Below are 17,260 nucleotides of genomic sequence, written 5' to 3'. Positions count from 1 at the left end.
TTCCGCTCCGAAACCGGGCAATCGCCGGCGGCGGACGCGATTGCTTTCGGCCGTCACTTTATTTCGAATCCGGATCTGCCGCTTCGTCTCAAGCGGAAGTCGCCGCTCACGCCCTACAATCGCGCGACCTTCTACGGTGGCGCGGAAGCGGGCTACACAGACTATCCATTTTACGAGCAAGCCTGAGCGCGAACGCTTACGGATCGAGTTCGGTGTCCCAGTAGAGATAGTCGAGCCAGCTTTCGTGCAGGTAGTTCGGCGGGAACAGCCGGCCGTTGCGGTGGAGTTGGTGAACCGTCGGGGCGAACGGCATCTGGCGCGGATGCATCCGTGCCTGCGCCATCGTCATGTTGCCCTTGCGCAGGTTGCACGGAGAACAGGCGGCGACGACGTTTTCCCAAGTGGTCTGGCCGCCCCGCGAGCGCGGGATGATGTGATCGAAGGTCAAATCGTCCTGCGAGGTGCAGTATTGGCAGGAGAAGCGGTCACGCAGAAAAACGTTGAACCGCGTGAAGGCCGGATGCGTTGTCGGCTTTACGAACGACTTGAGCGAGACCACGCTCGGCAACTGCATCTCGAAGGTGGGGCTGTGAACCGCGTGATCGTAGTTCGCAACGATATTGACGCGGTCGAGGAACACGGCCTTGACAGCATCCTGCCAGGACCAGAGCGACAGCGGATAATAGCTCAGCGGCCGGAAGTCCGCATTCAGCACGAGCACCGGCCAACCGCCTTGCGAGACATGTGCGTTCAAGTAACGCTCCTGGCCCCAAAACCCTATTGGCTGCGAAGCAGCTTGTCTCGACATACTACAGGGAGCGTGACGGGATTGTGAAGAGCGTTTCCGCTCACCTGCCGGTCACCCTTGCGCCTTAATCGGCCATCGACAGCATGTGCGCTTGTGCCGGTTTTACGCGGCCTTTCAGCGTGTCCAGATAGATCCGCTGGACCGCATCGGAACCCCGGCTTTCCACCACATCGAGCTTCGGTCCCATCGCCGCGGTGAAACCCGACCACACCGCGCCGAATCGCTGATCGATGCCGCCGGGCCCCCATTCCTTGGCGCGCCTTCGAATCTGGTCCGGCGCGAAGAACCATGTCGGCTTGGCGCCGGGGAGTGAGTCGTCGTCTGGTGCGGCGGCCTGATGGGTGAGGCCAACCCGTCCGCTGTAAGCCATCCGGTCGCCGAAATGCTTGTGCAGCCGGGTGCGCAGATCGGGATTGCCCGCCATATCGACGAAAGCGACCGGCTGATCCGGCATCGATTCGATCTTGTCGTAGGTCACAACCTCGTCGTAGCAGCCGAGCGATGTCACGAAATCCACGTTGCCCGCGGAGGTGAGGCCGATCACGCGCACGGGCTTGCGGTGGGTATGCAGCAGCCACGCCAATCCAAACGCCGTCTTGCTCGATGCACTGGAGAGGATCACGCTTTCCGCGCCGAAGAAATCTCTGTCGGCGAGGAAGTCATCCACCAGAAACGACAGCATGAAAAGCGGCCGCAGCAATGCCTGATAGTCGCCATTGCGGCCCTCGAAGGCCGGATCGCCGGTCACGCGGGAATAAGCATTGTAGACTGGCGAAACGCTCTGCCGGTGCGCGGACGCGTCGCGGAAGCCGGTCTTCTTCACGTCGGCCGCTTCGATCACGAGATGCGTCGCCATTGGCAGATAGCCGAACAGCACTTCGCCCACAGCAATGTCGGGATGGCGCGATTCGATAACCCGTCCAAATCCCCACACCGGAATGTTGCCGAATCCTTCCGGCGCAGGAAACAGATGCCAGTACTTCAACTGGTCGCCCAGCATCGCATAGGTGATGTTGTTCGCGGTGAATGCGAAACGTTCGACCTTCACCAGCAGCCCGCCCTCGGGCAGTTGGGCCACGCTCGGCAACGGCACTTCGACCAGTCTGCACTTCGTCAGATCATTGCACCCCACGACGAATTGAGTGGCCGATGTCATTTCCGCACTCCCGTTTTCATCGCTGCTCTCTTTGCAGCTTTCTTCGGTAACGCATTCTTCATCGTCTTCGTTGACGTCTTTACGACGCGGGATTTGTTTAAAACGGGTTTGGTGTTTGAAACAGATTTGGCTTTTGGCGGCATTTTCTTCGCCTGCGGCTTCGGCGTTGTTGCAGTTCCTGCGATGACGCCTTCGCGTTTCTTGATCGCGTGATAATACGACCACCACAGATGCGCCGCCGCGCCACGCAACGGCCGCCATGGCTCCGCCAGCGGCTGCATCTCTTTGACGGTGGGACGCGATTTCAGTCCGAGTCCGATCCGCATCGCTTCCTGGATCGCGAGATCGCCGGCGGGCCACGCATCGCCGTGACCAAGGCAAAACAGCAGGTAGATATCGGCGGTCCAGGGGCCAATGCCGTGCAGCTTGGTCAGCGTGGCGTGGGCGGCGTCGGCGTCCTCTTCGGCGAGTACCTCAAGGTTCAGCCGTTCCGCGCTCAACTCGCGCGCGATGAATTTGAGCGACTTGATCTTCGCCGCCGACAAACCCAGACGCCCGAGCCGGTCTGCGCGCGCATTTTTCAGCGCGTCGTGATGAAACGGATCAAATGTAGTGCTGACGCGGCCCCAGATCGCCGCGGCGGCCTTGGTCGACAACTGCTGCCCGCAGACGATGGCTGCGAGACCCGCGAAGCCGGGTTCGCGCCGCCGCAGGGACGGCATCCCGGCGACGTCAACGACGGAGCCGAGCCGCGGGTCAATACGGACCAGCGCGTGAACGGCGTCGTCGAGGTCCGCTTGCGTGTTGAGATGGACTGTCATTGAATTTGTGAGCATGAAGGGAATCGGACGCGAGTGCAATTGTTGTAGTGTGGCGGTTCGCAAGTCTGCATCATTCTACATCGCGTTCTTTTGCGGACTTGCGAACCAAAGCCACACTAGAATTATAGTTTCTAGTGTCCTTTTGAATCCGAAGTTCGCTACGGAAGGTGCTGCAAAATGAAGCGAACTTCGGATTCAGGACACTAGCAGCATGCGTCGAACAGGATCGAACCATGCCGCCACCCGTTTTCCGTTTCGCGCCAAGTCCGAATGGATTTCTCCATCTCGGCCACGCGCGCTCGGCGTTGCTGAATTTCGATCTGGCGCGGCAAAGCGGCGGGCGGATGCTGCTGCGGGTCGAGGACATCGACGCGATGCGCTGTCGGCCGGAATACGAGCAGGCGATTTACGAGGATCTCGCGTGGCTCGGGATCTCGTGGGAAGAACCGGTGCGGCGGCAGTCGGAACACCTCGCGCTTTATCGTGAGGCGGTCGAGCGGCTTTCGCGTGACGGCCTGCTTTATCCGGCGTTCGAAAGCCGTACGGAGATTGCCCGCATGGTCGAGGAAAAGGAGCGTTCGGGAGCGTGGCCGCGCGATCCCGATGGTGCTCCGTTCTATCCCGGCATCGGCAGGCATTTGGCGGAGGTGGAGCGCGCGCAAAGACTCCGCGCAGGAGCGCCCTATGCCCTGCGGCTGGATATGGCTGCTGCGGCGGCGCGCGCCAGAACCCTGACATGGACCGAGCAGGGGGCAGGCCCTGACGGCGAAACCGGCGACGTGCTGGCGCGGCCCGAACAATGGGGCGATGTTATCCTGGCCCGCAAGGATACGCCCACGAGCTATCATCTGGCGGTGGCGATTGATGACGCTTTGCAGGGCGTCACCCACGTCGTGCGGGGCCAGGACCTCTTCTGGGCGACGGGCGTGCACCGCCTGCTGCAGGAATTGCTCGGGTTGCCGCAGCCGGTTTACCGCCATCATGCCCTCGTGCTGGACGATGCCGGGCAGAAGCTGTCGAAATCGACACGGTCCACGGCGCTCCGGGATTTGCGGGCCAGCGGGGCGACGCCGGCCGAGGTGCGGCGTCTTGTTGGTATTAACCCGTCTTAAACCCGCCGTAGCGTGACTCGACAGCCTCCGGCATGTCATGTTGGGTGCCGGATGGGTGGGGAATCATGGCGGCGAAATCGCGCGTCAAGCGTAGCCTGAAGACGCGCGTCAAGCGTGGCGCGAAAACGCCTGCGCGGACGGCGCGCACGGCGAAGTCGGCGGCTCCAAAAAAGGCCGCTTTGAACAAGGCTCCTCTGAACAAGGCTCCTCTGAAAAGGGCTGCCGCCAAGCCCCCGGTAAGGCCACGCGTCAAACGGCCGGAGCCGGAATCGCGCATCGTCGAGGCCGCGCTGGCTGCTTTTGCCCACGAGGTCCGCACGCCGCTGACCGGTATTCTGGCGATCAGTTCGCTGCTGGCGACGTCCGAACTTGATGAACGCGAGCGGCGCTGGGTCGAAACGATCAAGGTCGGCGCGGAACATCTGGCCGCGCTGGCAACACTGTTCGTCGACGCCGCGCGCCACGACAGCGCCGGGCTCGCGGTGCGTCAGGATTTCTTCGACCTTCAGGCGCTGTCACGGGCAATCGGAGATTCGCTGGCCGGCCGCGCCGCCGCGAAGGGGCTGCGATCGCAGGTCGAAATCGCTGCGAAACTGCCGGTTTTCGTGATCGGCGACCCGGTGCGGTTGCGGGCAGCGCTGGAAAACCTGGTCGACAATGCGGTCAAGTTCACCCAGCAGGGCACGGTGGCTCTCAAGGTCTCGGCGAACGGCGGCTCGGGGGACAAGCTCGGCATTGCCTTCGAGGTATCCGACAGCGGCATCGGCCTTTCGCTCGCGGAGATCAGGCGGCTGTTCAAGCCATTCTCGCAGGCCAACGTCAGCATCGCCTCCCGCTTCGGTGGTGCGGGCCTTGGATTGTCGTCGGTCAAGCAATTGGCCCGTGCGATGGGGGGCGACATCACAGCGACCCAGCGCAGCGGCGGAGGGATGACGTTTGTGCTGACCGTTGCGGTGAAGCGGGCCAAGGGACTGCAATCTGCGTCGGGATCGGAGATGCCGCCGCGTCCGTCGCAAGGCCTCCGCATTCTGAGCATCGAGGACAATCCGTTCGGCCGCGTTGTGCTCAACGCCATTCTGACCGAACTCGGCCATCGGGCAGAATTCATCGGGCGCGGCGAAGCGGCGCCTGAGCGGATCGCGCAAGGCGATTTCGATGCGGTGCTGATGGACATGGTGCTTCCGGGCATCGACGGCGTTGAGGCGATCAGGCGTGTCCGCGGGCTCGAAGGGGCGCGTGGGCGCATCGCCATCATCGGCGTGTCAGGCCGTGCGGAGGATGAAGAGGCCTCGCGCGCGGCAGGCGCCGACGCGTTCCTGACCAAGCCGGTCAGCCCGCGCGCGCTGGCGACGGCGCTTCTTCACGCAACGCGGCGTTAGAGTTCTGCCACTTGACGATCGACGCGTTGAGTTCGCCGCCATAGACGAAAATCGCCGCGATGAAATATAGAAACACCAGCGCGATCATCACCGATGCAAGGCCGGCATAGGTCGTGACGTAATTGCTGGCGAAGCGCTCAAGATATTTTCCAAACACGATGCCGGCCGCCAGCGAACCAATCATCGTGACCACGATGCCTGGCAGGATATCGCGCATGCGGCGCGTCCCGGCCGGCAGCCATTTGTGCAGGATCACCAGCGCGACGATCAGCGCGACGATGGTGAAGCCGTAGCGCAGGATCGTCAGCAGATCCTCGTTCGGCTCGATCCGAAGCGGAATGTGACGCCGCGCGGCGGCGAGCAAAAGCGGTCCAAGCACGATCAGAAAAGCCATTGCCAGCGACATGACCGCGGCGACCATGGTGTAGCCGATCGATTCAAGGCGCAGCCAGTACCAGCTGCGCTGTTCGACCACGCTATAGGCGCGATTGAGGCCGACGCGCAGGCTCTCGACGCCGTTCGAGGCAAAGTAGATCGCGAGCACGAGGCCGACGGTCAGCGTCCCGCTATGCGACTGGGTCAGCACATTGTGGATTTCACCGGACAGGGCATCGGCGACCTGCGAGGGCCAGGTCTCCAGCATCATCTCAGCAGCCCGGTCGGCAAGGTCCTTGGATCCGAATACGCCGGCAAGGGAGGTAATGACGATCAGGAAGGGAAACAGCGCCATCAGTGCCGACAGCGCGATATGACTGGCGATCGCCCAGCCGTCATCGGCCAGGAACGTGTAGAACGCATCGAGTGCGATATTGAAGGCGTCTCGGAGCAGCCTCACGTTTCACCCTGATTCATCACATCCATGATTTACCGCGCCGGACACCCAAAGTCATGTACGGCCAATGTCCCGAATCCGGAGTTCAGCGTATTTCAAACAACCCCGGTAGCGAACTTCGGATTCGGGAGGACGCTGGCAAAATATAATGCTGGTGTGGTTTCGGTCTGCAAGCCCGCAAACGCAATCGCCGTGCGGGCTTGCGGACCGCCACACCAGCGAAAAGGTGCTCTCCGGCATTTTCGGCCAGGCGATGGCGCAAGGCCATTGCCGGTGTTATGTACCCCTCATGACATCGTTCCTCTCAAGCATAGCTCTCCCCATCGCATTGGCAGCGGTCACGATCGTGCTGCTGCTCGGCCTGTTCAACATGATGCGCGGCGGCTCGCCCAACACCTCGCAACGGTTGATGCGGCTGCGCGTGCTGTTTCAGTTTATCGCCATCGTCATCGCCATGCTTGCCGTCTGGGCGCTCGGCAGGAGCTGATTGACGGGGGCGGACGGGACTTCAACCGCGACAACGGATCAACGCGATGGTCATTCTCAACCGGATTTACACACGCACCGGCGATGACGGCACCACGGCGCTCGGCAGCGGCGAGCGCCGTGCGAAGTACGATCTCCGTGTCAGCGCCTATGGAACCGTCGATGAAACCAACGCCGTGATCGGCGTGGCCCGCCTTCATCTGGTGCAGGCCCCGGCTATCGATGCGATGCTTGGCCGGGTGCAGAACGACCTGTTCGATCTCGGCGCCGATCTCGCGGTGCCGCAGCGAGAGGGCAAAGCCGAACGGCTGCGCGTGCTGGCCACGCAGGTCGAGCGTCTCGAGCAGGACATTGACGTGCTGAATGCCGATCTGGCGCCGCTGAACTCGTTCATTTTGCCTGGCGGAACACCGGCTGCGGCCCACCTGCATCTGGCGAGAACCGTCTGCCGCCGGGCGGAGCGGATGGTGGTGGAACTGGCATCCCAGCCGAACGAGCCGGTGAGCGATGCAGCCGTGCAGTATCTGAACCGGTTGTCGGATTTTCTGTTCGTGGCCGGCCGCTCGGTCAATGACAACGGTGCCCGCGATGTGCTTTGGGTACCGGGACAAAACCGGTGATCGCGCGTATTAGGTATACCTTCCTGTATTTCTAGTTTTTCGCGCGTTGACCCGGATTGGCGGGACCATTAGGTTCCGCCGCCAACCGCTTTAAAGTGGATGTGATCAACCATTTCAGGACGAAGGGGAACCGATGAAGGTTCTGGTGCCGGTTAAGCGCGTCGTTGACTACAACGTCAAAATTCGCGTCAAGAGCGACGGAACGGGCGTCGAGCTCGCCAACGTCAAGATGTCGATGAATCCCTTCGACGAAATCGCTGTCGAGGAAGCCCTGCGCCTGAAAGAGGCCGGCAAGGTGACCGAGGTTGTGGTGGTGTCGATCGGACCGGCGCAGGCGTCGGAGACGATCCGCACCGGCCTCGCCATGGGCGCCGACCGCGGCATTCTCGTGAAGACCGACAGCAACGTCGAGCCGCTTGGCGTCGCCAAGATTCTGAAGGCTGTCGTGGAAGAGGAAAAGCCGGGCCTCGTCATTCTCGGCAAGCAGGCGATCGATGACGACAGCAACCAGACCGGCCAGATGCTGGCTGCGCTGCTCGGCTGGGCGCAGGCGACGTTCGCATCCAAACTCGAAGTTGACGGATCGGACTTCAAGGTCACGCGCGAGGTCGACGGCGGTCTGCAGACGGTGAAGGTCAAGGGACCGGCAATCGTCACCACCGACCTGCGTCTCAACGAGCCGCGCTATGCGAGCCTTCCCAACATCATGAAGGCGAAGAAGAAGCCGATCGACGAGAAGGCTGCCGACAGCTTCGGCGTTGACCTTTCGCCGCGCCTCGAGGTCCTCAAGACAACCGAGCCCCCGGGCCGCAAGGCTGGCGTCAAGGTCAAGGACGTCGCTGAACTGGTGTCGAAACTCAAGGAAGCGGGGGCGCTCTGATGACCACACTGCTGATTGCCGAACACGACCACGCCACCCTGAAGGATTCCACCAACAAGGCGCTCACGGCTGCGGCTGCGCTTGGCGCCGAGGTTCACGTTCTCGTGGCCGGCGGCGGCGAGGGCACCAAGGCTGCCGCTGAAGCGGCTTCGAAGCTCAAGGGCGTCACCAAGGTCCTGCTCGCCGAAAACGCGAGCCTTGAGCACGATTTGGCCGAGCCGCTGGCCGCACTGATTGTCTCGCTGGGCGGATCGTATGATGCATTCGTCGCGCCTGCGACCTCGCGTTTCAAGAACGTGATGCCGCGCGTCGCTGCCTTGCTCGACGTGATGCAGATTTCCGAAATCATCAAGGTGGTTTCGCCCGACACGTTCGAGCGGCCGATCTATGCCGGCAACGCCATCCAGACCGTGAAGTCGAAGGACGCCAAGAAGGTCATCACCGTGCGCACGTCGACGTTCGCCGCTGCCGGCGACGGCGGCAGCGCATCGGTCGAGAACGCCGCGGCTGCGGCCGATCCGGCGCTGTCGAGCTTCATCGGCGAGGAAGTCGCCAAGAGCGATCGTCCCGAACTGACCTCGGCGAAGATCATCGTCTCCGGCGGCCGCGCCATGCAGAGCCGTGAGAACTTCACCAAGTACATCGAGCCGCTGGCGGACAAGCTGGGCGCCGGCGTCGGTGCCTCGCGCGCTGCAGTGGACGCTGGCTATGCGCCAAACGACTGGCAGGTCGGCCAGACCGGCAAGGTGGTCGCGCCTGAGCTGTACATCGCCATCGGTATTTCCGGCGCGATCCAGCATCTGGCCGGCATGAAGGACTCCAAGGTGATCGTTGCGATCAACAAGGACGAAGACGCGCCGATCTTCCAGGTCGCGGACTACGGCCTGGTCGCGGATCTCTACCAGGTCGTGCCTGAACTGACCGCTGCACTATAAGACCGACATCCGGGCGCACGACGCGCCCGGAACATGTTATGTTAGGCACCGGCCGGCGGGAATTCCGAAACCCGGGCCGGTGTTTGACGTAATGTTAAAGAGGAGACGGCAAGGTGATTGCCGTATCCTGAGACCGAGAACCACAGAGACCGGAAGCGAATGGCAGCGATCAAGACGGTTGGCGTGATTGGGGCAGGGCAGATGGGCAACGGCATCGCACACGTTGCCGCGCTCGCCGGCTTCAATGTCGTGCTCTACGACGTGTCCGCCGATCGCCTGAAGTCCGCGATGGCTACCATCAATGGCAACCTGACGCGTCAGGTCACCAAGAAGACCATTACCGAAGACGCGCATAAGAAGGCTCTCGCCAGAATCGTCTCGGCCGAGAGTCTCGACGGGCTCGCGGCCTGCGACCTCGTGATCGAGACCGCGGTCGAGAAGGAAGAGATCAAGCGCAAGATTTTCCACGATCTTTGCGCGGTGCTGAAGCCCGAAGCGATTATAGCGTCGAACACGTCATCGATTTCGATCACCCGGCTGGCGGCCTCGACCGACCGGCCCGAGAAATTCATCGGCATCCATTTCATGAACCCGGTTCCGCTGATGGAGCTGGCCGAACTGATTCGCGGCATCGCCACCGACGACGCGACGTTCGACGCTGCCCGCGAGTTCGTCACCGCGATGGGCAAGCAGATTGCCGTTTCGGAGGATTTCCCGGCCTTCATCGTCAACCGCATCCTGCTGCCGATGATCAATGAGGCGATCTACACCCTCTATGAGGGCGTCGGGAACGTCGAAGCGATCGATGCCGCCATGAAGCTCGGCGCGCACCATCCGATGGGGCCGCTCGAGCTTGCCGATTTCATCGGACTCGATACCTGTCTGTCGATCATGCAGGTGCTTCACGAGGGACTGGCCGATTCGAAGTATCGCCCGTGCCCGCTGCTGGTGAAGTATGTCGAAGCCGGTTGGCTCGGCCGTAAGTCGCAGCGCGGTTTCTATGACTATCGTGGCGACAAGCCGGTCCCGACGCGCTAATTCGCCGCGCGTGGCAGAACCCTCCAGCTAAAGTTTGTTAACCGCCTCCCGCTAGGTTCACTCAACTTGAGTCGCGGAGAGTGCGTTTCCATGGACGTAATGAGCATCGTTAGCAGCATGATGGCCATGCAGGCTGCCAGCACCCAGCAGCAGATCGCAACCAGCGTCATGAAGCAGAATATCGATTCGGAAAGATCGGTGCTGCAATTGCTCCAGCCAGCCGCGAACAATCCGCCGGGCGTCGGCGGCAATCTCGATATTTCGGCCTGAACCCGGTCAGGAGACCGGCGTGATCCACCCGATTCCGGCACCGCCGGGTTCGGTCAGGATCGCGATGCGGCCGACATGCGGCACATCGAAAATCGGCCGCATCAGTTGCGCGCCTGCCGCGACAGCGGTCTTCACGCGCGCATCCACATCGTCCACCGCCAGATATGACATCCAGCCTTCCGGAACGCCCTCAAACGCCGGGCGATCGGTCGGGAAAATTCCCGCGGCCATTTCGCCGCCGGCATAGGCGACCCAGTAGGTGGCGCCGTCCTCCATCGGCATCGGCTCGAACGTCCAGCCGATGGTCGTCTGATAGAACTGCATGGCGCGTTTGGCGTCGGGCGTGACGAGTTCGTTCCAGTGAAAATGGCCGTGCGACGTCATGGCGGTCTCCCTCATCGGTCGTCTGGGCGCTACATTGTGCCGCTGATATCAAGCACGGACAGGATATTGCCTGCGGGATCCTTGAACCAGGCGATGGTGGGGCCGCCGTTACCGCGGGAGATGCCCTTGTCGTCGGTCTTGATGCCGGGATCGTTGTAAATCTCGAAATGGACGCCGCGTTTAACAAGCTCGTCGACTGCCTTGTCGACGTCGTCGACGGGAAAATTGAGCACGGTGAATGTCGCCGGCGCATGGTTGGCTTTTGGATAGATCAGCACATCGGCGCCGCCGCCGAGATGCAGGTTCAGGATTCCGTGCTCTTCGGACACTTCAAGTCCCAGCGTGCGGCCGTAAAATTCCTTCGCTTTGCCGATGTCATTGGTCGAGAAGCCGCTGAATGCATGGCTTGTTTTCAACATGGCTGCACTCCTTTGCATCACGATGGTTTCGGCTTGCGCCCACGCGGCATGAAACGCGCGGGTGTAGAGATTGGTTGCGCCCCCGGGGACCGGAATGACATTGACGTCATTCCGGTCAGGGAACTCGTAGCGGTGCGTCGCGCTAGGCTGCCTGCTCATAGGCCTGTTTCAATGCTTTGATGTCGAGCTTGGTCATCTTCATGACCGCCTCCATCACCTTCTGCGACTGCGCGGGCGACGCGCCCCCCATCAGATGGGGCATCTCGTTCGGAATGACCTGCCACGACACGCCGAACTTGTCCTTGAGCCAGCCGCACTGCTGCGTCTCGCCGCCTTCGGAGAGCTTCTCCCAATAGTGGTCGATGTCCTGCTGGGTTTCGCAGTTCACCATGAACGAGATGGCTGGTGAGAAGGAGAACATCGGAGGTCCGTTCAGCGCCAAGAACTTCTGTCCCTCGATCTCAAGTTCTGCCGTCATGACCGAGCCCTTGGGCATCGGCATGTTGTCGCCGTAGCGGGCGATGTGTCCGATCTTGGCGGACTTGAAGACGGACTTGTAGAAGTTGACGGCGTCTTCGGCTTTGCCGTCGAAGAACAGGCAGGGCACGATCTTTTGCATGGCGTGACTCCTTGTGTGTCAAAGCAATGAGCGGGTGGCGCAGATCACGCCGTAACGAAGGTGTCGAAGCCGCCCCAGAACATGCGCTTGCCATCGAAGGGCATATTTTTCGGATCATTCATCATTTTTGCGAGGCGCGGATCCGCCATCACCTTTTTCATCACGCTGTCGCGATGCTTGCGCGACTTGTAGGTGATCCAGGAGAAGACCACGGTCTCACCGGCCTTCAGCTTCACGCTCTGCGGAAACGAAGTGACCTTGCCGGGCTTGACGTCTTCGGCAACGCATTCGCGATAATCGAGAGCGCCGTGATCGATCCAGACCTTGCAGGCCAACTTGGCCATGGCCGTGTAGGCTTTCATGTTCTTCTTCGGGACCGGCAGAACAAATCCATCGACATACTGCATTTCAGACTCCTTTGGTGGTTTCCAGGTTTGTGCCGGCGAACGATCCGGCGGTGGTGAGTGTTAAAGGGCCGCTCAGGTCTCGCGCTCTGACGCGAAGTCAGGCGAAGAATTGCTCGAGCTTGTCGAGTGTTCCGGTCCAGCCGCGCTTATGGCCGTCGCGGGCCGCTTCATCGAAGAACTTGTCGTGGGTCAGCGTGAGCAGCGTGACGTCGCTTTCCTCGCGCAGCACCACGGTTACCTGCGAGACCCGCTCCGGCGTCGAATGCCACGCCCAGCTAAAAACCAGGCGCTGGTAGGGCGTCACTTCCAGATACTTGCCGCCGACTTGATGCGATTCGCCGTCGTCGGTGCTGAAGTTGATTCGGAAGTGCCCGCCGACGCGCACATCCATGTCGGCCTTTACGCTGTCGCCTATGGTGTGTCCGGGTCCGAACCACTGGACGATTTTGGCGGGGTCCGTCCACGCTTCGAAGACTTTGGAGGCTGGGGCTTTGAGTCGTCGGGCGAGGGTGAGGCTTGGCTGGGTGAGCATAAATCCTTCTCCACAAAAGCGGCGAGACGATCGAGTTGTGCGGTCCAGAATCGCTGGTAGCGGCTGAGCCATTCCATTGCCTGCTCCATCGGGGCCGCTGTCAGGCGGCACGTGACTGTGCGGCCTGTCTTGCTCCTGGTGATCAGTCCGGCGTCCGAGAGCACATCGAGGTGCTTCATGACGGCGGGCAGGGACATCGCGAACGGTTTCGCCAGTTCGCTGATGGTGACGCTGTCGCGCCCTTCAAGTTCGGCCAGCAATGCGCGCCGCGTCGGATCGGCGACGGCGGCAAACACGCGGTTCAGGCGGTCGGTAGAATAGTAAACCATGTGGTTAAGTATAGAGGCGAGCGAAGCGACGTCAAGGGGGCGACGTCAAATGGACCTGCGGCTTTATTTCGCGGTGGCGGCCTTGATCAGGTTCAAAGCGTCATCGCTGGCCCATTCGGCGGGGCCTGCGAGGGTCGCGATCTCGCATCCTGCGCCATCGACCAGTACGGAGGTCGGCATGCCCAGCGCGCGCCCGGCGCTCTTCAGATCCTGAAACACCTTCGCCTTCCGGTCATGGAAATAGGCGAGCTTGGTCAGCGCGGCCTCTTTGAGAAATTTTTTCGGCTTTTCGGCATCGCGGGTGTCGATATTGATCGCGACCACTTCAAAGTCCGCGCCGCCAAGGGTTTCCTGCAGCTTGTCGAGGGCTGGCATCTCCGTGCGGCATGGCACGCACCAGGTCGCCCACAGATTGACGAGGACGGTGCGTCCCTTCCATTCCGACAGCTTTCTGGTCTTGCCCTCGGAATCCTCGAACGCGAGATCGGGCAGTTGAAGCGGAGCAGTGGCCATGGTTAATGCGGCGACCTCGCCTTTCGCCAAAGGGGCGATCTTTTTGGCCAGATCGACCGCCGGCGCACATTGGGCCTGCGCGTGCGCATTGCGCATGAACCCGCCGATCCCGTATATCCCACCCAGTCCTGCCGCAGCCGTTATAATGGCGGAAACGATGGTTACTCGAATGCGAGAAGCATTCTTGCGGGGCAAACCGGGCGTCGATGGATTGATGTTGGTCATAGGCCTCGTCTCGGTTGGAATCGTCATGTTGCCGTCGCGGTACAGGAAACGGACGGTTTGACGGAAAAGTGTCGGTTGGCGGTTGGATCTGAGCAGAAACGCGTGAGTACCAGGATATGAGCAACAAGATGTGGGGCGGCCGCTTCGGTGAAAGTCCCGACGCGATCATGGAGGAAATCAACGTCTCGATCGACGTCGATCAGCACCTTTACGCCCAAGATATCGCTGCGTCTAAGGCTCACGCTGCGATGCTTGCGGCTCAGGGCATTATCACGGCCAACGATGCAAAAAACATCACGGGCGGTCTAGACACGATTTTGTCAGAAATCGGCAAGGGTTCGTTCTCGTTCAAGCGCGCGCTCGAAGACATTCACATGAATGTGGAGAGCCGCCTCGGTGAATTGATCGGGCCGGCCGCAGGCCGTTTGCACACTGCGCGTTCGCGCAACGACCAGGTTGCGACCGACTTCCGGTTGTACGTGCGTGATGTCATCGACGATATCGACCGGGCGCTGGCCGCGTTCCAGCGCGCGCTGGTCGATCGCGCGATCGAGCACGCCGACACAGTGATGCCGGGCTTCACGCATCTGCAGACCGCGCAGCCTGTGACATTCGGTCACCATCTGCTGGCCTACACGGAAATGGCCTCGCGTGACCGCGGCCGGTTCGCGGACGCCCGCAAGCGGCTGAACGAAAGTCCGCTGGGTGCTGCGGCGCTGGCCGGCACGTCATTTCCGATCGATCGTCACGCCACCGCGAGCGCGCTCGGGTTCGACCGGCCGATGGCCAATTCCCTGGACGCGGTGTCGGATCGCGACTTCGTGCTTGAAACACTGTCGGCGTCTGCGATTGCAGCGGTGCATCTGTCGCGCTTCGCCGAGGAGATCGTGATCTGGACGTCGCCTCTTGTGGGGCTGGTGCGCCTGTCCGACAAGTTCACGACCGGCTCGTCGATTATGCCGCAGAAGAGAAACCCGGACGCCGCCGAACTGGTGCGCGCCAAGACCGGCCGCGTTATCGGGTCGCTGACGGCATTGCTGATCGTGATGAAGGGGCTTCCGCTCGCCTACCAGAAGGACATGCAGGAAGACAAGGAAGGCGCGATGGAAGCATTCGCCGCGCTTTCGCTTGCGATCCGCGCCATGACCGGCATGACGCTTGATCTGGTGCCAGAGGAAGCGCGCATGAAGGTGGCGGCCGGTGAGGGCTACGCCACCGCGACCGACCTCGCCGACTGGCTGGTGCGCACGCTCAAGATGCCGTTCCGCGACGCGCATCACGTCACCGGACGAATCGTCGGGAAAGCCGCGGAGCAGGGCCTCGCCCTGCACAAGGTGCCACTGAGCGAGATGCAGGCGGTTGAGCCGAAAATCACCGCCTCGGTGATGGACGTGTTGTCCGTACAGGCCTCGGTGGAAAGCCGCACGAGCTATGGCGGCACCGCCCCGGCCAATGTCCGCGCACAGGCCAAGGAATGGCTCAAGCGGCTGGAAAAAGAGCAAAATTCGGGCTGATCCCTGATAATTTCATTTGATCCGGGCCTCGCCAGAACGGCCCCTTCTTTGTATGGTGGCGCGCAATTTCAAGGACTGACACGTGACTCCTCGCTCGCACTCCTTCTCGAAGCTGACGGCCATCGGGCTGATCGCATTGTCATCCGTGCTTGCCGGTTGCGGTCGCAAGGCGGGCCTCGACCTTCCGCCCGGTGCAGTTGCCGAACAGCGGCAGAACGGTGGCACGGCGGTTATGGGTGACCCGAACTCCGTAGCCAACCTGGAGAGCCAGGTTTATCGTCCGCCGGGCTCAAGCAGCATCGCGGTCGCGCCGCGCGGCGAAAAAAAGCGGATCCCGCTCGACGCGATCCTGGATTGATCCTGCCATGAATCATTTCCAGTATCGCAACGGCGTGCTGCACGCCGAAGACGTGAGCTTGACCCGTCTTGCCGATGAGGTGGGGACGCCGTTCTATTGCTACTCGACCGCGACACTTGAGCGTCACTACCGCGTCTTCGCCGAGGCCTTTGCCGGCGTGCCGACGCTGGTGTGCTATGCGATGAAGGCAAATTCCAATCAGTCGGTGCTTCGCACGCTCGCCAAGCTCGGCGCGGGCGCCGATGTGGTATCAGGCGGCGAACTGAAGCGCGCCCGCGCTGCGGGCATTCCGCCGCAGAAGATCCTGTTCTCCGGGATCGGCAAAACCGAAGCCGAACTGCGGCAGGCGCTTGCCGAAGATATTCTCTGCATCAACGTCGAGTCCGAGCCTGAACTCGAACTGCTGTCGAAGCTTGCGAGCGAGACGGGCCGCACCGCGCGTATTTCGGTGCGCATCAATCCGGATGTCGACGCCAAGACGCATGCGAAGATCTCCACCGGCAAGTCCGAAAACAAGTTCGGCATTCCGCTGAGCCGTGCGCGCGAGGTTTACGCCCGCGCCGCGAAGCTGCCCGGCATCAAGGTCACCGGCGTCGATATGCATATCGGCAGCCAGATCACTGATCTCGGACCGCTGGAGGATGCCTTCAAGCTGATGGTGGAATTCGTCGGTACGCTACGTGCGGATAGTCACACCATTTCGCATGTCGATTTCGGCGGCGGCCTTGGCATTCCCTATGAGCACGATTTGCCCAATCCGCCTGATCCGGTTGCATACGCGGCGATGGTCAAGCGCGTTACGAAGGGGATCGATGCGACATTGATGTTCGAGCCCGGGCGCATGATCGTCGGCAACGCCGGGATTCTTGTCAGTCGCGTGATCTATGTGAAGCATGGTGATGCGAAGAATTTCGTCATCATCGACGCGGCCATGAACGACCTCATTCGCCCGACGCTGTACGAGGCGCATCACGATATTGTGCCGGTGCGCGAGAACGACGCCCGCGACTTCACCGCGGATGTGGTCGGGCCGGTCTGTGAAACCGGCGACTATCTGGCGCTCGACCGCAAGATGGCTGAGCCGAAGCCGGGCGATCTTGTGGCGATCATGACAGCCGGTGCTTACGGCGCAGTGCAGTCCGGCAGCTACAACACGCGCGCGCTGGTGCCCGAGGTGCTGGTCAAGGATGGCGAGTATGCCGTGGTGCGGCCGCGCATCGACGCCGAGGCGCTGATCGCGATGGACCGCACGGCGCCGTGGTTGTAGCTGCAGTCAGCATTGCGGTGTAACGCTCGCCTGTCCGGCCGCGAGTGCTGACAGGCCACGAGCGCCGGAAATGCCGCGCTGGGCGGTGCTTTTTCAGTCCGGATCGGAATAAAAATTATCTTCTCATTGCTGCTCTGGTCCGATGCGGATGATCTCTGCATTCAGACGCTGGACAATATTACGCATGGTCTTGCTGTCACGACCTCGACACCTGACGCCTTCACACAGACGATCCGCACCGATTACGAGCGGTGGGGCAGGGTCGTAGACGCCGCAGGAGCGAAGCTCAATTGATGAGCAGAGCAGACAGCGATTCACCGTCTGCGCGATGGACTGCAAGGCCGTGGCTTGGTCGC

General features: G+C 61.6%; 22 protein-coding genes and 1 pseudogene. 12 read left to right on the top strand and 11 right to left on the bottom strand.

Annotation, left to right across the window (positions count from 1 at the left end; all coding sequences use genetic code 11):
* Positions 1-30: 30 nt before the first annotated feature.
* Positions 31-186, top strand: a pseudogene (locus BN32_RS27945) (alkene reductase); the annotation flags it as partial.
* 10 nt (positions 187-196) lie between these two features.
* Here the strand turns inward: BN32_RS27945 and BN32_RS23810 are convergent.
* From BN32_RS23810 to BN32_RS23800, 3 genes are all read right to left on the bottom strand, one after another.
* Positions 197-754, bottom strand: coding sequence for an HNH endonuclease (locus BN32_RS23810; protein ID WP_019199958.1), 558 nt, complete (start codon positions 752-754; stop codon positions 197-199).
* A gap of 118 nt (positions 755-872) precedes the next feature.
* Positions 873-1,964: a DUF2855 family protein gene (locus BN32_RS23805; protein ID WP_019199959.1), complete on the bottom strand. Its 1,092-nt coding sequence runs from the start codon at positions 1,962-1,964 to the stop codon at positions 873-875.
* Positions 1,961-2,785 carry a DNA-3-methyladenine glycosylase family protein gene (locus tag BN32_RS23800; protein WP_019199960.1) on the bottom strand — a complete coding sequence of 275 codons (825 nt, stop codon included), beginning with the start codon at positions 2,783-2,785 and terminating at the stop codon, positions 1,961-1,963. The genes BN32_RS23805 and BN32_RS23800 overlap by 4 nt, the downstream gene beginning before the upstream one ends.
* Positions 2,786-3,018: 233 nt before the next feature.
* Here BN32_RS23800 and gluQRS point away from each other — a divergent pair, with 233 nt between their 5' ends.
* Together gluQRS and BN32_RS23790 are read left to right on the top strand one after the other, a co-directional pair.
* On the top strand, positions 3,019-3,897 hold the full coding sequence (gene gluQRS / locus BN32_RS23795) for a tRNA glutamyl-Q(34) synthetase GluQRS (protein WP_019199961.1): 879 nt from the start codon (positions 3,019-3,021) through the stop codon (positions 3,895-3,897).
* A 65-nt stretch (positions 3,898-3,962) separates the two neighbouring features.
* The gene (locus BN32_RS23790; RefSeq protein ID WP_019199962.1) at positions 3,963-5,276 is read left to right on the top strand and encodes an ATP-binding protein; all 1,314 of its coding nucleotides are present in this window, start codon (positions 3,963-3,965) and stop codon (positions 5,274-5,276) included.
* Here BN32_RS23790 and BN32_RS23785 read toward each other — a convergent pair.
* Positions 5,227-6,111, bottom strand: a complete 885-nt coding sequence (locus tag BN32_RS23785) for a YihY/virulence factor BrkB family protein (RefSeq protein WP_019199963.1) — start codon at positions 6,109-6,111, stop codon at positions 5,227-5,229. The genes BN32_RS23790 and BN32_RS23785 overlap by 50 nt on opposite strands.
* Before the next feature lie 286 nt (positions 6,112-6,397).
* On the opposite strand from BN32_RS23785, the gene BN32_RS23780 reads away from it, so the two are divergent.
* From BN32_RS23780 to BN32_RS23755, 6 genes are all read left to right on the top strand, one after another.
* Positions 6,398-6,595: a twin transmembrane helix small protein gene (locus BN32_RS23780; RefSeq protein WP_040427651.1), complete on the top strand. Its 198-nt coding sequence runs from the start codon at positions 6,398-6,400 to the stop codon at positions 6,593-6,595.
* Positions 6,596-6,641: 46 nt separating this feature from the next.
* Entirely contained in the window at positions 6,642-7,214 is a 573-nt protein-coding gene (locus BN32_RS23775) for a cob(I)yrinic acid a,c-diamide adenosyltransferase (RefSeq protein WP_019199965.1), read from the top strand.
* 133 nt (positions 7,215-7,347) lie between these two features.
* Positions 7,348-8,094, top strand: a complete 747-nt coding sequence (locus tag BN32_RS23770) for an electron transfer flavoprotein subunit beta/FixA family protein (RefSeq protein ID WP_019199966.1) — start codon at positions 7,348-7,350, stop codon at positions 8,092-8,094.
* The gene (locus BN32_RS23765; RefSeq protein WP_019199967.1) at positions 8,094-9,029 is read left to right on the top strand and encodes an electron transfer flavoprotein subunit alpha/FixB family protein; all 936 of its coding nucleotides are present in this window, start codon (positions 8,094-8,096) and stop codon (positions 9,027-9,029) included. Before BN32_RS23770 ends, BN32_RS23765 begins: the two co-directional genes overlap by 1 nt.
* A 159-nt stretch (positions 9,030-9,188) precedes the next feature.
* Positions 9,189-10,067, top strand: a complete 879-nt coding sequence (locus BN32_RS23760) for a 3-hydroxybutyryl-CoA dehydrogenase (RefSeq protein WP_019199968.1) — start codon at positions 9,189-9,191, stop codon at positions 10,065-10,067.
* Between the two features lie 90 nt (positions 10,068-10,157).
* Positions 10,158-10,337: a putative motility protein gene (locus tag BN32_RS23755; RefSeq protein WP_040427547.1), complete on the top strand. Its 180-nt coding sequence runs from the start codon at positions 10,158-10,160 to the stop codon at positions 10,335-10,337.
* A gap of 6 nt (positions 10,338-10,343) precedes the next feature.
* Here the strand turns inward: BN32_RS23755 and BN32_RS23750 are convergent, their stop codons facing one another.
* The 7 genes from BN32_RS23750 to tlpA all read right to left on the bottom strand — a co-directional run bounded on the left by BN32_RS23750 (position 10,344) and on the right by tlpA (position 13,765).
* Positions 10,344-10,721, bottom strand: coding sequence for a VOC family protein (locus tag BN32_RS23750; RefSeq protein WP_019199970.1), 378 nt, complete (start codon positions 10,719-10,721; stop codon positions 10,344-10,346).
* 29 nt (positions 10,722-10,750) lie between these two features.
* A complete protein-coding gene (locus tag BN32_RS23745) occupies positions 10,751-11,299 on the bottom strand; it encodes a VOC family protein (protein ID WP_019199971.1) in 549 nt (182 codons plus the stop codon).
* A complete protein-coding gene (locus tag BN32_RS23740) occupies positions 11,283-11,759 on the bottom strand; it encodes a VOC family protein (protein WP_019199972.1) in 477 nt (158 codons plus the stop codon). The genes BN32_RS23745 and BN32_RS23740 overlap by 17 nt, the downstream gene beginning before the upstream one ends.
* 44 nt (positions 11,760-11,803) lie before the next feature.
* Positions 11,804-12,166, bottom strand: a complete 363-nt coding sequence (locus BN32_RS23735; RefSeq protein ID WP_019199973.1) for a DUF1428 domain-containing protein — start codon at positions 12,164-12,166, stop codon at positions 11,804-11,806.
* 97 nt (positions 12,167-12,263) lie between these two features.
* The gene (locus tag BN32_RS23730) at positions 12,264-12,611 is read right to left on the bottom strand and encodes an SRPBCC family protein (protein ID WP_244438276.1); all 348 of its coding nucleotides are present in this window, start codon (positions 12,609-12,611) and stop codon (positions 12,264-12,266) included.
* Positions 12,578-13,027, bottom strand: coding sequence for an ArsR/SmtB family transcription factor (locus tag BN32_RS23725; protein WP_019199975.1), 450 nt, complete (start codon positions 13,025-13,027; stop codon positions 12,578-12,580). The genes BN32_RS23730 and BN32_RS23725 overlap by 34 nt, the downstream gene beginning before the upstream one ends.
* 63 nt (positions 13,028-13,090) lie before the next feature.
* Positions 13,091-13,765: a thiol:disulfide interchange protein TlpA gene (tlpA, locus tag BN32_RS23720; RefSeq protein ID WP_040427545.1), complete on the bottom strand. Its 675-nt coding sequence runs from the start codon at positions 13,763-13,765 to the stop codon at positions 13,091-13,093.
* A 116-nt stretch (positions 13,766-13,881) separates the two neighbouring features.
* Here tlpA and argH point away from each other — a divergent pair, with 116 nt between their 5' ends.
* The 3 genes from argH (at position 13,882) to lysA (ending at position 16,904) form a co-directional block, all read left to right on the top strand.
* Complete coding sequence (gene argH, locus BN32_RS23715) at positions 13,882-15,279, top strand: argininosuccinate lyase (protein WP_019199977.1); 1,398 nt, start codon at positions 13,882-13,884, stop codon at positions 15,277-15,279.
* An 82-nt stretch (positions 15,280-15,361) separates the two neighbouring features.
* Positions 15,362-15,637 (top strand): LPS translocon maturation chaperone LptM, encoded by a 276-nt coding sequence (lptM, locus tag BN32_RS23710; RefSeq protein WP_019199978.1) that lies wholly within the window; start codon positions 15,362-15,364, stop codon positions 15,635-15,637.
* 7 nt (positions 15,638-15,644) lie between these two features.
* Entirely contained in the window at positions 15,645-16,904 is a 1,260-nt protein-coding gene (gene lysA, locus BN32_RS23705; protein ID WP_019199979.1) for a diaminopimelate decarboxylase, read from the top strand.
* The last annotated feature ends 356 nt before the right edge of the window (positions 16,905-17,260 follow it).

The organism is Afipia birgiae 34632, assembly GCF_000308295.2.
In the GTDB taxonomy this organism is placed as follows: domain Bacteria; phylum Pseudomonadota; class Alphaproteobacteria; order Rhizobiales; family Xanthobacteraceae; genus Afipia; species Afipia birgiae.
Note: the sequence above shows the minus strand (reverse complement) of the source record. Positions and strands in the feature narration are given on the sequence as shown.

Bases quoted from the DNA above. Each gene is read 5' to 3' on its own strand.
- BN32_RS23780 (WP_040427651.1), top strand. From the start codon at position 6,398: ATGACATCGTTCCTCTCAAGCATAGCTCTCCCCATCGCATTGGCAGCG.
- BN32_RS23805 (WP_019199959.1), bottom strand. From the start codon at position 1,964: ATGACATCGGCCACTCAATTCGTCGTGGGGTGCAATGATCTGACGAAG.
- BN32_RS23790 (WP_019199962.1), top strand. From the start codon at position 3,963: ATGGCGGCGAAATCGCGCGTCAAGCGTAGCCTGAAGACGCGCGTCAAG.
- argH (WP_019199977.1), top strand. From the start codon at position 13,882: ATGAGCAACAAGATGTGGGGCGGCCGCTTCGGTGAAAGTCCCGACGCG.
- BN32_RS23755 (WP_040427547.1), top strand. From the start codon at position 10,158: ATGGACGTAATGAGCATCGTTAGCAGCATGATGGCCATGCAGGCTGCC.
- BN32_RS23770 (WP_019199966.1), top strand. From the start codon at position 7,348: ATGAAGGTTCTGGTGCCGGTTAAGCGCGTCGTTGACTACAACGTCAAA.
- BN32_RS23765 (WP_019199967.1), top strand. From the start codon at position 8,094: ATGACCACACTGCTGATTGCCGAACACGACCACGCCACCCTGAAGGAT.
- BN32_RS23740 (WP_019199972.1), bottom strand. From the start codon at position 11,759: ATGCAAAAGATCGTGCCCTGCCTGTTCTTCGACGGCAAAGCCGAAGAC.
- BN32_RS23760 (WP_019199968.1), top strand. From the start codon at position 9,189: ATGGCAGCGATCAAGACGGTTGGCGTGATTGGGGCAGGGCAGATGGGC.
- BN32_RS23775 (WP_019199965.1), top strand. From the start codon at position 6,642: ATGGTCATTCTCAACCGGATTTACACACGCACCGGCGATGACGGCACC.
- BN32_RS23745 (WP_019199971.1), bottom strand. From the start codon at position 11,299: ATGAGCAGGCAGCCTAGCGCGACGCACCGCTACGAGTTCCCTGACCGG.
- tlpA (WP_040427545.1), bottom strand. From the start codon at position 13,765: ATGACCAACATCAATCCATCGACGCCCGGTTTGCCCCGCAAGAATGCT.
- gluQRS (WP_019199961.1), top strand. From the start codon at position 3,019: ATGCCGCCACCCGTTTTCCGTTTCGCGCCAAGTCCGAATGGATTTCTC.
- lysA (WP_019199979.1), top strand. From the start codon at position 15,645: ATGAATCATTTCCAGTATCGCAACGGCGTGCTGCACGCCGAAGACGTG.
- BN32_RS23800 (WP_019199960.1), bottom strand. From the start codon at position 2,785: ATGACAGTCCATCTCAACACGCAAGCGGACCTCGACGACGCCGTTCAC.
- BN32_RS23750 (WP_019199970.1), bottom strand. From the start codon at position 10,721: ATGACGTCGCACGGCCATTTTCACTGGAACGAACTCGTCACGCCCGAC.
- BN32_RS23725 (WP_019199975.1), bottom strand. From the start codon at position 13,027: ATGGTTTACTATTCTACCGACCGCCTGAACCGCGTGTTTGCCGCCGTC.
- BN32_RS23735 (WP_019199973.1), bottom strand. From the start codon at position 12,166: ATGCAGTATGTCGATGGATTTGTTCTGCCGGTCCCGAAGAAGAACATG.